13 protein-coding genes and 1 pseudogene are annotated in these 21,645 nt (G+C 41.7%); 7 read left to right on the plus strand and 7 right to left on the minus strand.

Features of this window, described 5'->3' with window-relative positions; all coding sequences use genetic code 11:
* Nucleotides 1-65: 65 nt before the first annotated feature.
* From ACFI6L_RS01455 to ACFI6L_RS01465, 3 genes are all read right to left on the minus strand, one after another.
* A complete protein-coding gene (locus ACFI6L_RS01455) occupies nucleotides 66-515 on the minus strand; it encodes a DUF3010 family protein (RefSeq protein ID WP_462573286.1) in 450 nt (149 codons plus the stop codon).
* Between the two features lie 92 nt (nucleotides 516-607).
* Nucleotides 608-3,262 carry an ATP-binding protein gene (locus tag ACFI6L_RS01460; RefSeq protein ID WP_338852025.1) on the minus strand — a complete coding sequence of 885 codons (2,655 nt, stop codon included), beginning with the start codon at nucleotides 3,260-3,262 and terminating at the stop codon, nucleotides 608-610.
* Nucleotides 3,263-3,450: 188 nt separating this feature from the next.
* The gene (locus tag ACFI6L_RS01465) at nucleotides 3,451-4,647 is read right to left on the minus strand and encodes a PQQ-dependent sugar dehydrogenase (protein WP_462573287.1); all 1,197 of its coding nucleotides are present in this window, start codon (nucleotides 4,645-4,647) and stop codon (nucleotides 3,451-3,453) included.
* 734 nt (nucleotides 4,648-5,381) lie between these two features.
* Here ACFI6L_RS01465 and ACFI6L_RS01470 point away from each other — a divergent pair.
* Complete coding sequence (locus tag ACFI6L_RS01470) at nucleotides 5,382-6,179, plus strand: hypothetical protein (RefSeq protein WP_462573288.1); 798 nt, start codon at nucleotides 5,382-5,384, stop codon at nucleotides 6,177-6,179.
* Nucleotides 6,180-6,264: 85 nt separating this feature from the next.
* Here ACFI6L_RS01470 and ACFI6L_RS01475 read toward each other — a convergent pair whose 3' ends face one another.
* Nucleotides 6,265-7,197 (minus strand): hypothetical protein, encoded by a 933-nt coding sequence (locus tag ACFI6L_RS01475; RefSeq protein WP_462573289.1) that lies wholly within the window; start codon nucleotides 7,195-7,197, stop codon nucleotides 6,265-6,267.
* Nucleotides 7,198-7,211: 14 nt separating this feature from the next.
* Nucleotides 7,212-9,068: a hypothetical protein gene (locus ACFI6L_RS01480; protein WP_171337820.1), complete on the minus strand. Its 1,857-nt coding sequence runs from the start codon at nucleotides 9,066-9,068 to the stop codon at nucleotides 7,212-7,214.
* A 320-nt stretch (nucleotides 9,069-9,388) separates the two neighbouring features.
* Here ACFI6L_RS01480 and ACFI6L_RS01485 point away from each other — a divergent pair, with 320 nt between their 5' ends.
* From ACFI6L_RS01485 to ACFI6L_RS01505, 5 genes are all read left to right on the plus strand, one after another.
* A complete protein-coding gene (locus tag ACFI6L_RS01485) occupies nucleotides 9,389-10,567 on the plus strand; it encodes an alpha/beta hydrolase-fold protein (protein ID WP_462573290.1) in 1,179 nt (392 codons plus the stop codon).
* A 92-nt stretch (nucleotides 10,568-10,659) separates the two neighbouring features.
* Complete coding sequence (locus tag ACFI6L_RS01490) at nucleotides 10,660-12,189, plus strand: serine hydrolase domain-containing protein (protein ID WP_462573291.1); 1,530 nt, start codon at nucleotides 10,660-10,662, stop codon at nucleotides 12,187-12,189.
* Between the two features lie 271 nt (nucleotides 12,190-12,460).
* The gene (locus tag ACFI6L_RS01495) at nucleotides 12,461-13,186 is read left to right on the plus strand and encodes a hypothetical protein (protein ID WP_462573292.1); all 726 of its coding nucleotides are present in this window, start codon (nucleotides 12,461-12,463) and stop codon (nucleotides 13,184-13,186) included.
* Nucleotides 13,155-14,123: a beta-ribofuranosylaminobenzene 5'-phosphate synthase family protein gene (locus ACFI6L_RS01500; protein WP_462573293.1), complete on the plus strand. Its 969-nt coding sequence runs from the start codon at nucleotides 13,155-13,157 to the stop codon at nucleotides 14,121-14,123. Before ACFI6L_RS01495 ends, ACFI6L_RS01500 begins: the two co-directional genes overlap by 32 nt.
* Entirely contained in the window at nucleotides 14,117-15,667 is a 1,551-nt protein-coding gene (locus tag ACFI6L_RS01505; protein WP_462573294.1) for a non-canonical purine NTP pyrophosphatase, read from the plus strand. The genes ACFI6L_RS01500 and ACFI6L_RS01505 overlap by 7 nt, the downstream gene beginning before the upstream one ends.
* A gap of 224 nt (nucleotides 15,668-15,891) precedes the next feature.
* Here ACFI6L_RS01505 and ACFI6L_RS01510 read toward each other — a convergent pair.
* Nucleotides 15,892-16,568 (minus strand): annotated as a pseudogene (locus tag ACFI6L_RS01510) (hypothetical protein); the annotation flags it as partial.
* A gap of 390 nt (nucleotides 16,569-16,958) precedes the next feature.
* On the opposite strand from ACFI6L_RS01510, the gene ACFI6L_RS01515 reads away from it, so the two are divergent.
* Nucleotides 16,959-18,359 carry a hypothetical protein gene (locus ACFI6L_RS01515; protein WP_462573295.1) on the plus strand — a complete coding sequence of 467 codons (1,401 nt, stop codon included), beginning with the start codon at nucleotides 16,959-16,961 and terminating at the stop codon, nucleotides 18,357-18,359.
* Nucleotides 18,360-18,660: 301 nt separating this feature from the next.
* Here the strand turns inward: ACFI6L_RS01515 and gcvP are convergent, their stop codons facing one another.
* Nucleotides 18,661-21,570 (minus strand): aminomethyl-transferring glycine dehydrogenase, encoded by a 2,910-nt coding sequence (gene gcvP / locus ACFI6L_RS01520; protein ID WP_179984216.1) that lies wholly within the window; start codon nucleotides 21,568-21,570, stop codon nucleotides 18,661-18,663.
* Between the last annotated feature and the right edge of the window lie 75 nt (nucleotides 21,571-21,645).

Raw genomic sequence — 21,645 nt, forward strand, 5'->3', positions numbered from 1 at the left:
GCACAATAAATGCAGGCGCAATTAAATAAACTGAAAATAAACGTTGAGCCAACCGCTCCTGATTATTACTCGTCTGACTCTTGAGAGGCATACTCATTTTTCATAAGCCACGCGTACGCCGTTGTAAAAGCGGTTTCCTGAAACTGTTTTAAACCCGTGTCAGAAAATGGCACTGCTAGCGGATTTCTACGTAGTGATTCTTTAATATCCGTTGGGCTAAATACTACAACTTGAAGCCCTTCAATCAATTCAATGGTAGCCTCTAACTTGAAGCCAATTGCACTACCTGCAAATTTACCTTTGCTTTGGCGCTGACGAATTATCACTGCATCAATTTTGTAGTCTTCTACAAGTTTAACGAAGGTGCTTTGGAAGCTCTTAAGCCCCTTTGCACTGGTATCAGCAAGCGTTAAACGGCGCGTACGGCAATCTGGCAAATGAAACAAGCCGTCAGCTAGCGACACCAAACTAACAATTGCTTCATTACCTTTTAAATCTACACCACAGACTTTCATATTTATTCCTAATTACGTTTGTCCGGCATTATAACGCGTTTCACAGCATTTGAGTCATTCAGTCGGTAAGCTTCAACCTCTTAACAGATGTTTTAGCTTAGTACCGACTGAATTGTGTCTTTTGACAATGGCTTTACGAAATGCTGATCGAAGCCTGCCGCTTGGGAGTCCTCTACATATTTCTCTGAGCCCCACCCGCTTTGAGAATAAAACTTAACATTTTCTGATTCCGGCAAGGCTTTAAGCATTTTTACTAACTGATAGCCGTCTATGTCTGGCATGCCGATATCAAGAAATACAGAGTGAGGTTTAAAGGTTTTAAATGCATCAACAGCTTTTTTCGGAGAAGTAATGCCTAGGGCAGTCACACCCATAGACTCTGCCAGCAGACAATAAGCGTCAATGAGATCAGCATTGTCGTCAACGAACATGACTTTACTTCTGCTTTGTATAACAGGGTCCAGTTTTTGATTTTCAGATTGCTCGTAGGCTGTTTTAGAAATAGGCAACCTGACTTCAAAGGTACTTCCTCGATCAACACCTTCGCTCATCACAGACACTTCACCATGATGTAACGCAACAAGCTTACTCACTAAAGTTAACCCTATACCAAGACCGCCTTTAGTGTGAGTAGAGTGCGCTTCAATTTGGGTAAACATATTGAAAACATCTTTTAGCCTATCCTCGGGTATTCCCATGCCATTATCTTTAACAGCAACAACAATCATGACCCCGTCTTTTCTGATCTCTACGACTATCTTTCCTGATTCTTTCGTATACTTAGTTGCATTGTGAATGATATTAGAAAAGATTTGGCTTAAACGTGCTTTATCTCCGTATACTGTCACATCTTCTTCAAGACAGTTAACCGTTATATCATGCTTTTTCGCTTTTACTTGTTGCTCAACAATTTCAAGAGAGTCTGAAAGCACGTCTTGAATTTTCAATCTTTCAAATTCAAGTTTAACTTTCCCTCGCGTGATGCGAGACACGTCCATCAAATCATTGATAAGTTTAGACATATATTCAGCTTGACGATTAATGATAGCTGTCACTCTTTTTCGCGTTTTTTCATCATCAACCGTTTCTAGAATACTTGCCCCAGACATAATAGGCCCTAACGGATTTCGAAGTTCATGGGCCAATGTAGCGAGAAATTCATTTCTGTAATTATCTTGTTTTTCAAGCTCTTGAATACTGATATGCATGCGCTCTTGCACATCAAGCGCGTAAACAAGAAACATTCTATTTAACCGGTTTGCGGTGTCGACGTCCGTCTTATCAAACGCTGTTGAGCGCCCTTTAATTGTACGGGTATGAATAGTGAAAGATGAACGGGGCTTAAGACGCTCTGCTTTTGGTGCATCTTCCGATTTCTCATCTTTAGCGCCTATCCACTTTTGATTTCGATGGGTTTCCTTCCTGAACCAAGCAGTAAAATACTGCTTCTTTTCAAACAGTGGGATGATCATAATACCCGCAATACCATGTTCTCTGGCTTCAGGGTAATCGTGATAAAGGGAATCGTTAGTGTAAGGAAAGCCGCCTTCACTACTTGCTTTAGAAAAAATGTCTTTGATGACTTCTACCGGTAAAGTAGAACCGAGTGTAATAGTCTCGTACTGTGAATAATAAACAAACCCTGAGCTATTAAGCGCGTCTAAAAAAGCGCGTTCACCGCTCTTGACTACACGGCTAATAGGATTTGCTGGACCGATTCTATCCAACATCGCATCAACCGCTTTATCAGTAACATGCTTTTTGCGTTTCGCAATTTCTTCTTCTTTCGCTAACAAATGCCAGCTGAACAGTTGACTTAAATTCTCACATTGCAGTCGTACATTTTGTGGAATATAACAAGCCTCGCGATGGTGGCAGGAAATAAGCCCATACAACTCTCCATCCGTTACTAACGAAATGGAAAATGAAGCACGTAAACCTTGATTTCTGATGTATTGAAGATGAATAGGTGAAAATGTGCGCAACAACGAACGAGTGAGGTCTAGTCGCTCTCTTTCCGATTCTTCGACAGACGGAATCAACCGAGATGCAGGTAACTCTGTGTCGGGAGTAAGCCTCACCCAATTCGTCTTATACAGCTCTCTGGCTTGTTTTGGTATATCCGACGCGGGAAAATACAAGTCTTGATAAGATTCCATGTCTTCAGACTTGGCTTCCGCTATTACCTTCCCTGAGTAGTCCTTATTAAATTTATAAAGCACTACCCTGTCCATGTTAGTCAGATACCTGATGGTTGATACCATCTCTTGAGCCATCTCTTTCAACGATGTCATCTCTTTGAAGCGTGGAGCGATAGACATTGAATAGAGCTTAACAAATTGCTCTGCACTGTAGGTGTCTCTAAATTCAGTTGCTGGCTCAAGCTCAACCACATAGTGACAACCTGAATCATAGACTACGGCTAAATAATCTATTGCCGCACCTTCCTTTAAAAGCGAAGCTTTAAGATGCAGTTTAATAGGCAGTCTTATCTTACTCTTAGAAACTCTATCAAACGTTTCTTCTAGGAAGGCGCGCTCGTCTGTATCAGAAGAGAGTATATCTAAAAAACCTTTACCTATGATCTCGTCGGCAAATATCGTGTTGCAGTTCTCACTAACAATCGAAACCTCTAAATCTTCGTAGTTGAACGCGATGAGAAAACCATAACTTTGGACACTTTCGGGAATATGTATAGGTTCATCTTCACAACGTTCAAAGTTAAAGTTCTGAGTCGATTGAGTCATAGAGTTCCTAAGGTTTGTATCAGTTAAGTCGCGCTGGCTATAATCCGCAACGTATCATATCGGTATATAGATTTGTAATGCTCGCTATGCGATTTGGGTTAATTTAATGTTCGCTTACCGGCAATTTTAGAACACAAAAAAAACCGGGTTCAAGCAACCACTGTTCCTCTTTACGCAGTTTTAAAACTCTACTCATCATTCAAAAAATCGAGCTTTATCAGCCTTCCGCCTTCTTTATCTTCAAGAACATAGATATTGCCCTTACTGTCTTGCTCAACCTCGCGTACTCGCTTACCCCATTCGTAGCGCTCTGCTTCTTCAACCTTCCAGTTGCCTTCATCGTCTTTATTAAATGCAACACGGACCAGCGCTTTTGAAGACAAACCGCCTATAAAACCATTTCCCTTCCAGTCGCTAAACTTATCGCCTTTGTAAATGATAAAACCGGCAGGACTAATGGCAGGCACCCATGCCAATTCAGGCGACTTAAAGATGGGGTAGTCTTCGTGGTTAGGAATTTTCACGCCTGAGTAATGGTCGCCCTGCGACACTGCTGGATAACCATAGTTGCGACCTCGTTCAATAATATTAAGTTCGTCGCCATGGCGCGGCCCCATTTCATGAGCCCATAAATTACCTTTCTCATCAAAATCGATGCCTAGCGGATTGCGGTGACCTAATGTCCAGATTTGTTCTGTTACGTTGCCTTGACCATAAAACGGATTATCTTCAGGCACGCTACCGTCGTCGTTTAAGCGCAGCACCTTACCTAAGTTCATCGCCATGTTTTGTGCTGGCGTGAATTTTTGGCGCTCGCCCGAGGTGATAAATAAATGGCCATCAGGTGAAAATGCCATGCGGTGAGAGTAATGCCCGTTCCCCGTCACCTTAGGCGACTGACGCCAAATTAGCTCTCTATCAGTCAGCTTCGCGCCACTATCAGATAAGGTAAGCGTGGCTCGCTCTATCACCGCACCGCTGAACGCATCGTCTTTTTCATCTCGTTCAATGTACGAAATATAAATGGTGTTATTCGACGCAAAGTCAGGGTGAATAATGACATCACCTAAACCGCCCTGCCCGCGCGCAGTAACACTTGGCACATTACTAATAGCAAAACGCTTCTGCTGTTTTTCATCAAGCAGCCATAGAGTGCCAGTTTTTTCCGTTACCAAGCTGTGCCCGTCTGGCAAAAATGTCATGGCCCAGGGGTTATCGAAGGACGCCTGAACATTACCCGTTACAATAGTGCCCTTACTGCCCTTCATTTCAATTTGTTCAGATGTGTTCGACTGAGCAAAGGTAAAAAAAGAGGTGGCAAAAAGCGCAACCAATAGTGCGGCTTTCCGACGCTTGCTGGTTTTGTGCGTGCTTGTTGTTTGCATTAAGTTCTAGCCTTTTTGAGGGTTTGCGTACTGCTGGTTGCACGTTAAGACGTTAATTGCACGTAAACGGGCGGCGCAAAGGGTTTCAGTTAGCATTGGTTACGTAGATTTAATTAAACAGGTTTATATTATCGACTTGGTTTCGCTATTCGTGTTTGTGAGTCGTGCGCGCTTTTCCTAAACTTTCTTTAATGCAGCGACACTTTACTAAAATACCGCCTGTGTTATTTTCCAAAAAGTTTTAGCAACGAAGATAAGGAGGTGATCATATGTCTAGAGTTAAGGTATTTGAACAGGCAGCTATGAGTGAGGGTCGTTCTAGCTAACCCCTTTTACGCAATTGCTCTATAAGGCTGCCTAGTCAGCCCAGCTCGGAAAGCCGCATCACGTTGCTGATTGCGGCTTTTTTACTCCCTCTACAGAATCTAATTACACAAGGCTAAATTTCTCGTTAGTCGCGCGTCAAAACCTTTCTAATATTCATAAAAACACATTAAAAAGATGGTAAATTGATCAAATCGTAGAAGCCGCGCTTAAAAACTACGTAAATTAAACGCTGTTACCTTTCCTAATAGAGTCACAAAATAATAGTACGTTTAACACGAGACAAAGTGACGAGCGTTGAGGTTTTGCCAAGGAGTAAAAAGTTGTTCAGGGTTGGACTATTCATTTTAATAACATTAGTGAAATTTGCTCATGCAAGTTCGAGTGGCAGCAATGAGCAGAATAATGTTTTGGCGTTTCACGCAGACAATGCATTTCTTACTGAAAGGGTAAATCTGCAAGGCAATCCCTATTCTACTTCTGTCGATACGGTACAAATGCTAGTTGATGAAATAGGGTATACAGATCCCGTGCTTCATGTTCCACTTGTGCGTTCTTTTGCGTATATGCAGCATGGCGAAAACATTTGCGTACTTAATAAAATAAAAGCACCTGAACGCGAAAAAAATCACCTTTACTCATTACCGCTTAGCTTTTTCCAGACACAGCGTTTTTACCAACTGGCTTCACTGCCACCAATAGAAAAGGAATTTTTAGATGAAAAAGACCGAATACTGAGCATATCTCGCGTATTAGAAGCCTTTCCAGACTCTTTTATTGTGTTACCAGAAGAATACTCATTCGGTGAAAGGATAGACGACGATCTAAAGGAAGTTAATCGAGAGCAAATCCTTCGTATAGCAAATAATATTTATTACTCTCGCTTTATGGAAATGTTTTCAAAAGGAAAGTCTGATTTTGCACTCATTTTTCCAGCAACTTTATACAGAAGTTTTGGAGAGAACATGCCTATTAAAGTGCGCAGTTACTCTATTGCAGATAACCCTGACTATGTATCAGGCCACGTTATCTGCCCCAATACGTCTCAGGGCGCAAAGCACATAGAGCGTATAAACGCTGCAATAAAACGCATCTATTTAACACCTGAGTTTATTGGTGCTCACACCCGCTATTTGCCCGCTCAGGACAAACAAAACTTGCGAACTATCATCGAGCAATCTATTGAAAAGTTAATGCTTGCCAATTAATGACTTGGTGATTTTTATCAAGCTTGGGCTCCTAACACAGCTCAGATTTACTCAATGCTAGCGCCCAACCTTATTTATTGGTTATTTAGATTTCTTTAACAGTGACATCGACCGTTGTTAATTCTCCACTGTCACTCAATACAGTAACTTTAGCGTTACCGACGCTTTCTGCCTGCAACGTTATGGAATCTTTATTGGCGCTAGTACAAGTAACTGTTAGTACCGCAGGAGTAGACGAGCTGCATTTTGCTATTTCATCACCTTTATAAAGTATGATCTCACGTGAATAGAGTGTTTTGTTCGCATTAATAGATTTATTAGCCGCCAAATTCGCTTTAGGAACTTCTACTTCTATCTCTGACTCAGCCATAGCGAACTGCGCATATTTTCCCATGGCTTTTTCTAAATCTTCAACTTTAGGAATAGTGCCCAAAAGAGCGTCTCGCATAACTTTAAGAGATGCTACGGTACTGACAAACAGAACGGCGCCCTGAGGTGTTAAAGTTGAGCTAGGTATGAGTTCATTCGAACTACTTGTTGCTTGGGCTCTTGCTTGAATATACGCTGCATCTGCAGATTCTATCATTTCGAGAGTTTGGGCATAAGCTTTTGCTTTTTCACCAGCGCTGATGATGTCTGCAATATCAGGAGATAGAGCACTTAATCCTGCTAACGATGTGACAACATCAGGGTGAACACCTGTCGATGCTGAGAAGGCAGAAGCTAAAGCTGCTGTTACTACTTGAAATGTCGAGAAAGACTCTTCTCCAACTCGTCCCTGTTTTACTTTTTTCCTTAACGTATCCTTTAAATACTGAACATACCTGAACACTTTTTGATCATCGATGGTATATTTGACTTCAAACTTGTTGCTATCTAACTTGTCAATTGTTCCAATGTCAAAAGCCGGCACAGCATTAACCGAAAATATATGGCTTTCAGGCCCTTTATGAATTGTTGAACAACTGAATAAAGCCGTACTCGCAATTATGAAACAACACATTCTTGATAGTTTCATTTTCTCATCCTTGATTAGTTAATGAATAAGACATCTGAATTTTTTTGAGTTTCACCTTCACTGGGTTTATATGGGCGCTCTATTAACGGTTCACATTTGAAGGTTTGATTAGCTGTGGGCTTTTCATAATTTGCATTTGTGATTGCCCACGTTGAGGGTAGCCAATAATCTAGGTCTCCGAAGTCACCATGCATTACAGGAATATTGAACGATGTTTCAAGTGCTTCGATATCGTTAAATGATTTTAAAACCACGTTCCCCTTAACGCCATTAAAGGACTTAAGAATTGCAGGTAAAGAAGACCGCACATTTATTTCAGAGCCGAATGTTCGCTTCAAGTGATGCTCTGGTTCGTCGTGATACTTGTCTATCGATACCAATAGCGAGCCCGAAGGCGCAAAACCAAAAGCGTAAAACTCTGCAACTTCGGAAACTCTATTTAAAGTTAAGTTGAAGAAGTCAAATGAATTGTCAGATTTCATCAAGTCGGGAACAATAGAGAGAGTCTCTTCGGTACTAGCTGCAGCAGCCATGTAAACAACATTTTTTAAGACTCCTGATTCGGTCCAATCCGATTCATATTTTTCTAATAGATTGTTAATAGCAATTGTTCCCATGCTGTGGCCTACCAAATTTAACTGCAGGTTCAGCGTTGGATATCTTTGTTTAAGAGCGAAGAGGCTTTCAAAAAAAGAACCGAGCGAACTACCTATACCATCTTTAAACAACTCTAAATTTTCTTTTTGCAGGCGGTTATCTGCATCCCCTGTCGGGTCAAACATGTTTCTGGCTCTACGCTTCATTACTTTCCACGCGTTCCCAGCAATGGTTCCATTCCATGCGCTACCTAGAACGTACCTAAAAGGTGTAGCAGCTATGAACACGCCACTTTTCAACTTGTGCTGAAACGAGTTGCGATTGTATTCAGAGCGGTTTATCCGTATCACAGAGTCGCCTTTGAGAAAAATTTCTTTTACTGCAAACTCATTTGGCTGAGTTGTATCATTGCGATCGCATTGTAAGCTCGCAAACTGGTTATCAGACTCTATCCAAACATGTGATAATCCAATGCCACCTCTTGATGCAAGTCGATCTTTATCGTTTGTGAATTGATAGTAGACATTCATAGGGAATTCGCCCACTGAAGTAACAAGATCTTCTATCAAAATTATGGGAGAAGAAAAATATGACAAGCTGGGGGCAACTCTCCTTCCCTCTCTTAGTTCTAGCAAGTGCTCTTTGTAAGTATCCAAAGCTGAAGATGGCCAAGAAACAAAAACAGGGAATTGCCAATGCTCAGTGATAGGTAAGCTATTATCCCCGACCTTTTTATTTTGAAATTTAGTTTTTGGCAGTCCTTTCATAATCGAGCCAATCTGTGACTCCATCCTTTGGTCGGTGTGTTTATACTTGTTCAATCCCCCGTGAAAATACACTAGCAGTTTTATTGGGGTAGATTTCTCGACAAAAAATCTCTCAAAATTAGATGAGTTGATACTGTCACAGCCACCTGAGGGCTGCCCAACTGAGCAACGCGCTACCTCCTTCATAAACTGTCGAGCAGACTTTTTACACTCATTTTTTTGAGCATCAGATAACGAAACTCTGCCATTTTCGCATGCCAGCTCAAAAGCCCCTGTAAAAATATCGCTATATTTGTAAGCTGTTTCTTCAATAGTGAGATGCTTGCTAGCTGTATCTGCTAAACCGTTTTGAAGAGTGATTCCGTCTTCTATGAGGTAACCGTGGTTTGAAACCCGGAGAATGTGTTTTCTAGAATTATTTTTATATTTTTCTAGATCCTCTTTTGGCGTGTATGCACAGCCGCTGACCGCCAAAACCACAATAAAAAATAATAGTTGTCTTTTCATGTCAAAATCCCTTTCTGTACATTTTTTATACACAATAAAAATTAATTTGTACACTTTTTGTTCAATTTTAATTTATCGTGTAATCCCCGCCTTGGGTATAACCGCTAAAGTGTCCGCCACTGCAACGGCAACTAAATGAGTTGCAAAACCTCTATTTCTCGCACTCTACAAATTCATTAGGGTAAAAACCTTGGGTAATTTTTATCACGAATTGATGTAATTTTGACAACCTCTGATTTGTGTGACAGGTTTAATTTCTACTTTTTTAGTAACTTACAATTCAGTGATCCGCTCCGATTACAAAGAATAAGGAAATTCAAATGTATCAAAAGCTTGCCTGTGTTTTTATCGGCGCCTTACTTACTTTTAGCCTTAGCTTTCACGTAAACGCCAAGGTACGTGGCGAGGCCGTGGTTACAACAATAAAGTCAGAAGTTTTGAATGAGTCGCGAGAACTGCTTATTCACTTACCTAATAACTATTCCCGCTACAAAGACACCACCTACCCAGTTTTATATTTGCTAGATGGACAGCGTAATTTTGCCCATACCGTAGGCACGCTTGATCTGCTAAATCAGTCTGGAATGGCGCAGGAAATGATTGTTATCGGTATTACCAACACCGAGCGCACGCGAGACTTCACACCTACCTATGATGAAAGCTACAACCAGTGGGGAATATCTGGTGGTGCCGACAACTTTTTAGACTTTCTAGAAAAAGAGCTAAAGCCATACGTAAAGGCAAACTATCGCACTAATAACTACGCGATTGTTTCTGGGCATTCATTAAGCGCCCTTTTTACCTTATACGCACTGCAAGAGCGACCTGAACTGTTTCAAGCTTACTTCGCATTTAGCCCAAGTTTGTGGTGGCACGACGAAGTGATATTTCCAGAAGCAAAAGCGTTCTTTGCGTCAGATAGCGACCTTAACAAATACCTTTATATCAATATGGGTAACGAAGGAGGAAACATGCTAAGCGCATACGAACGTTACTCTGAACTGCTAAATAGCAGCGAACGAAAAGGGTTTATCTTTGACACGGAGCTAGACACATCTGAAAGCCACAATACGACTGCACTTGCAGGTATGAGCTTGGCGCTTCAAAAGCAGCTAAATTCCTTACGCCCAACAGGTGCGATAATACAAGAAGGTATTCCTGCGGTAGAGCAATACTATCAAGACCTTTCTGCGAAATACGCTTTTGAAGCAAAGCCAGAATATAAAGCCGTAAACCACGCGGGTTATGCGGCGCTAAACAACCAAGAGTTTGACTCTGCCATTACAATTTTTAAGAAAAATACAGCTCGCTTCCCTAACAAATCTGATGCCTACGACAGCCTGGCAGACGGTTATGAAGCTAACGGCGAATTAGCCATGGCACTTGAAATGCGAGAGAAAGCGCTAGCAATGAGCTATGAAGAAAATGTTGAAAATGGTGCTTTTAAAACGCGGTTGGCTAACTTGCGAAAGAAGATTGCGGAAGGTACAGGCGACTAGCTATCAAGTGCCTGAACTAGAAAATCGTCAGCATTGACCGAATAATAGTAGGAACGTACTCTGGTACGTTCACTCGTAATGGAATACACATAATGACATCAATCACGCTCTTCTCCTCTTTAACACTTTCGTTTTGTTTAGTTTCGTTATTGGGCTGTACAGAGCCTGAAACCTTGCCCGCCTCCCCTTCTGCTGCCGCAGAATCAAAAGAAGCCAACCTTTTAAAAACTGGGCTTACTGAACGCATTCGAATTGAAGGGCAAGAGGTTGATTACCAATCTTTGGAGCAAAGACAAGCGCATTATGATGTACCTGGTGTGTCTGTCGCGTTTATGAAAAATGGGCAAATAGCTTGGACCATGCAAAGCGGCGTTAAAGATTTGACTTCTGAATTGGCTATTGATGAAAACACGGTATTCCAAGCAGGCAGTATTTCAAAACCCGCATTTGCGGCAGTATTGATGAAGTACCGCGAAGATAACCCACTAGATTTAGATGCAGATGTTAATACCTTACTCACCAGCTGGCAGTTGCCTGAACATGAATGGACAGGGCAAGACGCTGTTTCTTTACGCAGATTATTAAGCCACACGGCAGGCACCACAGTACATGGCTTTCCTGGTTACGCAGCGGGCGAACCCGTGCCTACTTTGCATCAGGTGCTAGAAGGTGTATTTCCCGCCAATACCGATGCCGTTGTTGTTGATATTCAACCTGGCACGCAAATGCATTATTCCGGTGGCGGCACTACGCTTGCTCAACTCACCTTGCAAGACGTAGCTAACGAGCCCCTGCCAACTATGTCGCAACGGCTTTTGTTTGAACCTTTAGGCATGACACGTTCAGGCTTCGAACAACCCATATCGACCAACTTATCAAACAATATGGCTACGCCTTATGACGGCGACGGCGCGCCAATTAAGGGTGGCCCGCATACCTACGCTACGCTTGCAGCAGCCGGCATGTGGAGCACACCATCAGACATGTTAAAAATGGCAAACGGCTTGCGTAGCGCGTATTTAGGGAAGAAAACCGACTGGATATCGCAAGCCACCGCGCAAGAAATGTTAACCAACAATACGCCAAGTATTGAGCCACCTAATGTTGGCATCGGCTCTTTTATCAACATGAGTGACGATGGAGAAATTCTGGGCTTTGGCCACGGCGGCGCTGATGCTGGGTTTATGTCGCAGCTATACATTGAGCTAGATACCGGCAACGGCTACGCCATTATGACGAACGGCAACAACGGTAGGCAGTTAATAACTGAACTAGAAATACGGCTAAAAGAAGCGTTGAACGTTGGTTACTCGGAAGCTGAGGTTAGGAAGTTAGTACCCATAAACCAAGAGGAACTAAGCCAATACATTGGAACCTATGTGGTGACAAAGCCAGTTAACGTTGATGTGGTGCTAGAAAAAACAGCCAATGGTTTTGTACTTAACGCCTTACCGTATGTTGAAAATGAAGAGTATTTTCATGAGGGTGGCGGACGATTTTTTGCTAAGAACGGGAGTAGTATTCGTTTTGAGAGCGATGCTGAAAGCGAAAGCGGTTTTGCTAAAATTCTTGTGATGGATAATAACATACGAGTGAGCGGAGAGATTAACGAAAATGTTTAGTGTCGAAGTGTATTTTTAATTTCAAGCATCTAAACGAAACAGTTCATATTTTAATGGCTGTAATGTACAGTCCCTAAAGCATAAGCTAAAAATATACCCACACTTGCATATACAAAGCTAAGTGAGTTTAACCGAAAAGCAGCCTAATAAAGCATGGTTTATTCATTATGTTTGTTAGCATAGTTCGAATTTTTTTGCTCGTAAATCCTGAGTGATGACAAACAAGTCCCCCGGTATTAGGCAAAAAACTTAATATAAGGAAATAATTCAATTGAAGGAATTCAAGAAAATACGTATTAACTTCTCTTTAGCAATTTTAGTGCTATTCATTCTAATTCTGTTATGCGCCACTTTACTTTTGTTATTTTCTTTTACTCATTTGAGTGACAAGTGGTCAGCGATTTTGGGAGGTGGTGTGGTAGCTTCGGTAACGGCTTTGTTCCAGTATGCAATTTCCTATCTGGATTATAGAAACAATGAAAGGTTGGCTATTTCAAAGGTTAAAAACTTTCTCACAAGCCGTGACAATAAAGACTATTACACCAAATTGATTAGAGATTCTGGAGGTAGAATTGATTGTTTTTTCTTTACCGCCAAACGATTTTGTGACGACTTTTGTACTGATGGAGGTAACGACAACCTCCTAATAAAGCGACTCAACGAGAACCAAAGAATAAGAGTTCGTTTAATGGTTCAAGATAGGAGCATGCTTCCAGAGAGTTTACAGAGAGACTTTGATTCTATAATTGATAAACTTAACGAACTTAGTCGACGATTTGGAGAAAGGTTTTCAGTAAAAACTTATTCGCATATTCCCGCGCATAACATTTTTATAACTGATAAAGATGCTATTATCGGGCCATATTTTAATAATAAAAAGAGTAAATATTCTCACTCTATACACTTCGAAGAATCAGCAGATTTCATAAAGGATTACAAAGACTATTTTGAGCAGGAATGGAGCGATGGAACGGATTATCATACACCCTCCACTTAGAATTCATCTGAACCTTCATGCTATGCATAAATGTAAGTTCCGGAAAAATGGAGGAATCGGATTCGCCGTAAATCACGATCTCAAGCTTGTTGCAGAGCGGTCTGCAACATCGCAGATTCATTATAAAGGTAAATGTACAGATAAAAGCAAAGTGGAATCATTGATTCAAAAACTTGAATTTATCAAAAGTGAATTGAAGTTAGCATTTTCTGCAAACATAAGCATTAGTGGAAATTTATATTTTCACCGTGGTTTAGGGCTGGGAACAGCCTTAACCCTCGCTTCTATAGAATGCCTCTTAATTATAAATGAGTGTAGCTATAGTGAGGAAGATGTTTGTAAGCTATCTAATAGAGGGGGAACGTCGGGCATTGGAATTAACACATATTTTTCTGGTGGTGTTATCCTCGATGGAGGAGTGAGAGCAAATAACTCACCTCATCAGCCATCTAGTTTTACTATTCCTGACAATAAGCCAATACCAATTTGTAGACACGAGATACCTGACTGGAATATTACATTTGCCATTCCAGGTGACGGCGTGGCTACCAATGGGCTGAACGAAAAAAAATTCTTCGAAGAGAATACTCCTATTTCAAAAAGAGAAGCGTATGAAGCAACATATATCTCTTTGATGGCAATAATGCCTTCATTTATCGAAAATGATGCTCAAACTCTTTGCACGTCGCTGCTAACACTTAGAAAAACAAAATGGAAGCAGTTGGAAATCGAGCTTAGCAACGAGGGGACAAGAAAATTACTTAAAACTGGAGACAGACTTGATATTGCAACGGGAATGAGCAGTATGGGCCCAGGAGTATTTTATATAACTAATAATTCAAAAATTGAGTCTTTGATGGCTGAGCTGAGTAATCAGAATGTGGAAATTATATCCCTTACTCCAAATAATCAAGGAAGAGTTATATCAAAATGCTAGAGCTTATATTTTTCACTTCTAGCCGAATTAAAACGCAACATGCAAGGTACCTTTGTCGTGATTTTGATATAAAGATCACTAACTTTAAGGAAGTTAGGGCAAATGCAAACTATGTTGAGCCGAGAATTGAAGACAGAAAAAGACTTTTAGAAGAAAGCTTCAACAATGCAAAAAAGCAAGCATCAATCTCCAAGTTAGGAAAACAAAAGCCTTTTATTATCGAGGATACTTCAGTAGACATCCCAGCCCTTTCTAAAAAATATGGAAAGGAATATCCGGGGGTTGATATAAAATTTTGGATGCAAAACACAAAGTTTGAGGACATCGATCTGGAGTTATCGATGTTAGGTAATGATCGAAGAGCCATCGTGAGGTCCGATGTTTTACTCTATTTGCCTCACGTTCAAGAAGAACCTTTTCACTTTATTGGTACAACAGCAGGTACAATCACTAAGACTGAAAATAGCTTTGAAACCAATCCTATTTATCCCTGGTTAGACAATCAGACATTTAATAAATGGTTTATCCCCGATGGAGAAAGCTCTGTATTGAGTCAACTGCCAATTGAGAAAGCCAATCTTCACGACTTCAGAAGGGAACCTTTCGAGAAACTTTTAGAATTGCTATCAATAAAAGGATTTTTGACAAAAAAAGATTTAAACGCCGAGCGTTTTCTTCAAAATCAGCTCGTACAAAACTCTTGCCACTTTGTTTCAGGTTTAACTTGCGCAGGCAAAACGACAATCGCAATTTATTTAGTGGAGGAACACGACTTTTTCCATATTGAAGCCTCTGATTTTATGCAAGAAATTTTCAGAGAGAATCATGGTCTAGACAGTAATGTGAAAATTGGAGAGTTTGCAAAAGAAATCCTTAAAGTGAGGCCGACTATCGTTGCTGAACGCGTACTCAAATACCTTCAACAATTCGAACTTCAAAACTGCGTAATTACGGGATTTAGAATAGTTAACGAAATAGAACATGTAAAAAATAACATTAGTTCAACTTCTTCACTGGCATACGTTGAATGTAGTCAGGCGATTCGCGCAGAAAGGAGAATGAAAAGACAGCGAGAGCATTACCAGCAGGAGTCTATTGAACAAAGAGATAATAGAGAGTTACAAATGGGTACTTCTGAGATCTTGAATTTGAATGAGCTAAAAAAAATCAAAAATGATACGGATTTTGATTCTTTCTATCGAGAGTATGAGAAACACTTTGATCTACTCCAGCTTCCTAAAATACATTCACACAAAGCACCTATGAATGAACTCCCTTTGCGAAAACTTATTATTGTTGCACTTTACCTAGCAAGGGAACAAATGGGTGAAGGAGGGCAGTACCTCTCTACAACAGAAATAACAAATGAAATTAATAAATTAAACGTAGGCAACAACAAGTTCGTCAACAATGTAGGGCGCTTCTTTAGTCAAAATACAAATTTTTTGTTCGAAGTAAAAATGCAAAAGAAGAGGCGTAAGTATCGACTCTCAAATACAGGCGTAAGTTATGCCAAGCTAATTTTGCGTTCTGTTAACTTCTAGCAATACTGGTAGCCTCTATGGAAGTACACAGTACTTATCGATAATCGATGTTTTAGTTTTGTTCATCGAACAATGATCAACTATCGAATTGAGTGACGGTGTCCACTTCCCCTAAACTGTAAAAGTCAGAATATCAACTCTATAAATACTACAAAAAAGGCGACCCCCAAGGTTCGCCTTTCAAATCAATAAAGCTCTAGCAGCAGCGCTGCTAAACCAACACCCTACTCCTCAACATAGCTCTCAATGCTAGGGCAAGAGCAGATCAGGTTACGGTCGCCGTAAACGTCATCAATACGGTTAACCGTTGGCCAGAACTTGTTTCTGTGTACTTCTGGTGCTGAATCCGCCGCTAGCATGCGGTCTCTGCTGCGGCTCCAGTCTCTGTCACAAATGCCTGCTAGCGTATGCGGTGCGTTGTGTAGCAGGTTGTCAGTGGCATCCCACTCGCCGCTTTTTACTTTTGCAATTTCTCGGCGAATGCTAACCATGGCGTTAATTAAACGGTCTAGTTCGTACTTGGCTTCCGACTTGGTTGGCTCAATTATAAGCGTACCCGCTGCTTGGTCTAGTGGCACAAACGGGAGAAGCTGACCGAATTCAGCCCATGTTACTGGGATCATTTTAGCCGTTGCGTTTAGCTTCATGGTGCACGAACCCAATGTAATCATTGAGTGGTTAAGCGCCAAGTCTTTTTTTTAAAGCTCTTGATGTAGCGAAGCATCTCTATTTCAGAGTGATATTTGTAAAACACTTCGTTCGTTAGGAAGTCGCTTATATGAACTAAACCTTCAGGAATGGAATCTACGTCTTGTGTAGTTACTTCTGCGTCCAGACCTTTCACTGTTAGGCTGTGATTTTCACCAAGCAGTACGTCGAATAGCGCAACAATGTCTTCACGTGCTGTGCTTAAGGGCAACACCTTTCGCTGCGTCTTTCTGGTTTAAACCAGCGGCAAATATGTCAGCGGAGCAGTGCTACTTGGCTAAGTTACATACTTAAGCGTTGGTAAGACTAGTTAGTACAAATAAATTTCTGAAGCGTTTACCTTGGACTAACAAAGCTGACTTATGCAGCTCTCAAAACTTGACTTCCGGAAAGATTTGAGCTTACCTATTTAAGGGAGTGTGAATCATCTATGTATCCCACCCATTTTTCATGGATGATGTGTGCACCAGCTAATTAATTTAATAAATTAAACGTCGTCCAACTGTTACATAACAAACTCTGGCTTAGTCTGAACAACGAATACTTAGTGAAGACTGACCCTATCAATTCTGGGATGACATAAATGAACAAACTTCTTTTGATGCTATTCTTTTTCATGCCTCCTTTCTGCGGCTTGACTCAAACACTTGAAATAGGACAACAGTCAGGTGACAACTTTACCTATGACAGTTCGAAGCAATACACAGTGATAAAACTTTCGTCTATTAACCTACCCGAGGGTGAAGATGATAGTTCTTTGATAACTAGAGCAATTAAACGCTTTGCTCTTGACCGCAAACAATTTGGACTTGGTTACATTGAAGTTACTCCGGAATTTGGTGAGCCAGAAAAAACTTTTTTATTTTCTTATGAAAGAGATAGTAACGATATATATAGCTACGAATCTTTAGGAGCTACAGATGGGCTAGAGTTACAACTTATTCGCCCTTTTATTTTTGATGGTCCAGTCACTGTTAAAATCGTAGTGCAAGAGTGGGAAGGTGAAAACAACGCAGTAATTAAAAAAATTATAAACGCTTCAAATGACTTATCGCTTTCTACAGAGCAAATTACAGGGATTAATTCATTGCTCTCTACAATTGAAACCATATTCCCTGCTGATTCGAAATTTGACGCCATAACTTTACAAGTATCGCCAGAGGATATTAAAGGTAGCGAAATAGCAATAACTGCAGCAGGAGAGAACTTTATTACCATTGAGCTTGATACCACAGAATCTTTTTTCAAGGGCTTTAATTTACATAATGGTCTAGATAGGGCTCAAATCAGAGATTATAAAGCTTGGCAGAATGTAATAAGTGATGCAAATAAAAATGCAAGAAATGATGGCCTTGAGCCTCTCTATGCATTGGCTAGATCATACTCAAATTATGTCGGCCAACTTCCTTTAAATTCATTGGACCAAGCGATATTAACGGCCTGTTCAATAAAGGATTGGGCTTCAGACGCTGTTAATGGGCTCGAATTTGATGGAAAGACAAGTCGCTTTTCAGCAACCAATTACTCACAACTTCCAACAGCTGACCTATCTGTTGTTCGTGGTGGACGGTGTGATTTTTATGGTGTTGACTGTAATAATGAAAATTGTTTCAAAATGTCTGATTTCATAAACAAATCATCAACAGAAAACGCTCGAAAAAAAGCTGCATCAATGTATATAGATGGCGAGTTAGTTATCACATTTAATAACAGCGAAATTAAATTAACTTCAGATGAATTCATAAATAGTTTTCGTATCCGAAGAACTGCGTTTTTTGAGATAGAAAACAATGGGCCAAACAATTGGAGCTATCACTTTAGAGATGGGAAATTAGATCTAAGAATAAATGGAAAAAGGTACTTGGGGTCTCCAATTGTTATTGATTTAGTTAAAGATGATGAAGGTTATAGAGTCACTGGCATTGAGATACAAGCAGATAATAATGAACAAATAGCAAGTGTTAGATTAAATGAATTACAATAGTTAAAGTAAGTTTTATATCCGAATTTATTACTTAGATGCATCATATTGCAAATAAAACCATGCACCTTAAAAGTATTGATGCGGACATACTACTCAAAGATAGACAAGCCGTGAGTAAAACTTTTCCGGCAGTATCCTTATTTCTAAGTTGAAAATTCGCTGCTTTAAGACATTTTTACTTACGGATTGGCAGTTTCGGTTCTAGCACTTTTCGAGATAAACCTGTCATAAAAAAGGCGAACCATCCAGTTCGCCTTTCAAATCAATTAAGCTTTAACAGCAACGCTGCTAAACCACCACCCTACTCCTCAACATAGCTCTCAATGCTAGGGCAAGAACAGATCAGGTTACGGTCGCCATAAACGTCGTCAATACGGTTAACAGTTGGCCAGAACTTGTTTCTGTGTACTTCTGGCGCTGGGTACGCTGCTAGCATGCGGTCGTAGCTGCGGTTCCAGTCGCTGTCACAGATATCCGCTAGTGTGTGCGGTGCATTGTGTAGCGGGTTGTCTGTTGCATCCCACTCGCCGCTTTCTACTTTCGCAATTTCTTGGCGAATGCTCACCATGGCGTTAATGAAACGGTCTAGTTCGTACTTCGCTTCCGACTCGGTTGGCTCAATCATAAGCGTACCCGCTACTGGGAAGCTCATGGTTGGCGCGTGGAAACCGTAGTCGTTTAGGCGCTTCGCTATGTCTAGCTCCGTTACACCGCTTGCTTCTTTAAGCGGGCGAAGGTCAATAATACATTCGTGCGCTACGCGGCCATTGTTGCCTTTGTAAAGCACTGGGAAGTGCCCTTCTAGCTTCTTAGCCACATAGTTAGCGTTAAGAATAGCTACTTCGGTTGCACGGCGAAGGCCAGCGCTACCCATCATTTTGATGTACATGTAGCTAATAGGCAGAATTGATGCACTGCCCCATGGTGCTGCCGATACCGCTCCACAGTCTTTGCCTGCCGTTTCTACATTAACAACCGTGTGGTTTGGTAGGAATGGCGCAAGGTGCGATTTAACACCAATTGGTCCCATACCTGGGCCACCACCACCGTGTGGAATACAGAAGGTTTTGTGTAGGTTAAGGTGCGATACGTCTGAACCAATGAAGCCTGGTGACGTGATGCCCACCTGCGCGTTCATGTTCGCGCCGTCCATGTAAACCTGACCGCCGTATTGGTGAACAATGTCACAAATCTCGCGTACGGTTTCTTCATATACACCGTGAGTAGACGGGTATGTGATCATGGCGCACGATAGGTTATCGCCCACTTCTTCCGCTTTTTTGCGAAGGTCGTTAAGGTCAACGTTACCTTTGCTATCGCACGCTACTACTACCACTTTAAGGCTAACCATTTGCGCAGACGCAGGGTTAGTGCCGTGGGCAGAGCTTGGAATTAGACACACGTTTCTGTGACCTTCGCCACGGCTTTCGTGGTAACGCTGAATAGCCAATAGGCCTGCGTATTCACCTTGAGCACCTGAGTTAGGCTGCATTGAAAGCGCGTCGTAACCTGTTACGTTAATTAACCACTCGCTAAGCTCGGCAATCATTTCTTGATAGCCCGCTGCTTGGTCTAGTGGTGCAAACGGGTGAAGCTGACCGAATTCAGCCCATGTTACAGGGATCATTTCAGCCGTTGCATTTAGCTTCATGGTGCACGAACCCAATGAAATCATTGAGTGGTTAAGCGCCAAGTCTTTATTTTCAAGGCTCTTGATGTAACGAAGCATCTCTGTTTCAGAGTGATACTTGTTAAACACCTCGTGCGTTAGGAAGTCGCTAGTACGTACTAAACCTTCAGGAATAGATTTCACGTCTTGCGTGGTTACTTCTGCGTCTAGGCCTTCCACAGTTAGGCCGTGATCTTCACCAAGCAGTACGTCGAATAGCGCAACAATGTCTTCACGTGTGGTGGTTTCGTCTAGCGACACACCTACCGCACCTTCAAGGTCAGCACGAAGGTTCATGCCTTTTGCGTAGGCTTTTGCTAGTACGTCTTCTTTGTTGTCTACCATTACGGTTAGCGTGTCGAAGTACGTGCTGTGCTTAAGGGCTACACCTTTTTCCGCACCTTTCTGGTTTAGACCAGTAGCAAGAATGTCGGCGAAGCGGTGAATACGCTCAGCGATAGTTTTAAGACCTTGTGGGCCGTGGTATACCGCGTAGAAGCTTGCCATGTTGGCTAGCAGCACCTGCGCTGTACAAATGTTCGAGTTCGCTTTTTCGCGGCGAATGTGCTGTTCACGGGTTTGTAGCGCCATGCGAAGTGCTGGGCGACCACGGGTGTCTTTACTTACACCAATAATACGGCCAGGTAGTGAACGCTTGTAGCTGTCGCGTGTAGCAAAGAATGCCGCGTGTGGGCCACCGTAGCCCATAGGTACACCAAAGCGCTGTGCACTACCAAGTGCAACGTCTGCACCTAGCTCGCCAGGCGACTTAAGCATTACTAAGCTCATTAGGTCAGCGGCTACTGCTACAATACCTTTTTTCGCTTGTACCGCAGCAATGATGTCGCTGATGTCTTTTACTTCACCGGTAGAGGTTGGATATTGAAGTAGCGCACCGAATACGTCGTGTTCTGCTGCTTCTTCTGCCGCACCTTTGATGATTTCAAAACCAAACATTTCAGCGCGAGTTTCAACCACGTCAACCGTTTGCGGGTGAACGTCGTTAGCGATAAAGAACGCATTCGCTTTTTTGTTCTTAGACACACGCTTAGCAAGACCCATGGCTTCTGCTGCCGCTGTACCTTCATCAAGTAATGACGCAGATGCTAGCTCTAGGCCAGTTAGGTCAATTGTTACTTGTTGGAAGTTAAGAATAGCTTCCAAACGACCTTGAGCAATTTCTGGCTGGTAAGGCGTGTACGCTGTGTACCAGCCTGGGTTTTCTAGTACGTTGCGAAGAATAACGTTTGGTACGTGTGTATCGTAGTAACCCATACCAATGAAAGAACGGTTAATTTTGTTCTTTTGTGCAACGGCTTTAAGTTCACTTAATGCTTCAACTTCTGTCGCCCCTTCACCACATTTTAGTGGCTCTGGTAGCGCAATACCTGCCGGTACAGTTTGCTCAATTAAATCGTCTAGTGAGCTTGCACCAATAGCAGACAGCATTTCTTCAATTTCGCCTTTACCCGGGCCAATGTGACGGCGGATAAAAGTATCTTTTTGCTCTAGTTGAGCCAATGTAGGGGAAGTATTCGACATAACGTTGTTAAGCACTCGTAATGGTTGCCGCAAGGGCGCGTTAAATCTTTAAGTTAAAAAGGGGCTGAATTATCT

It is taken from the genome of Alteromonas sp. G4i35, assembly GCF_054960375.1.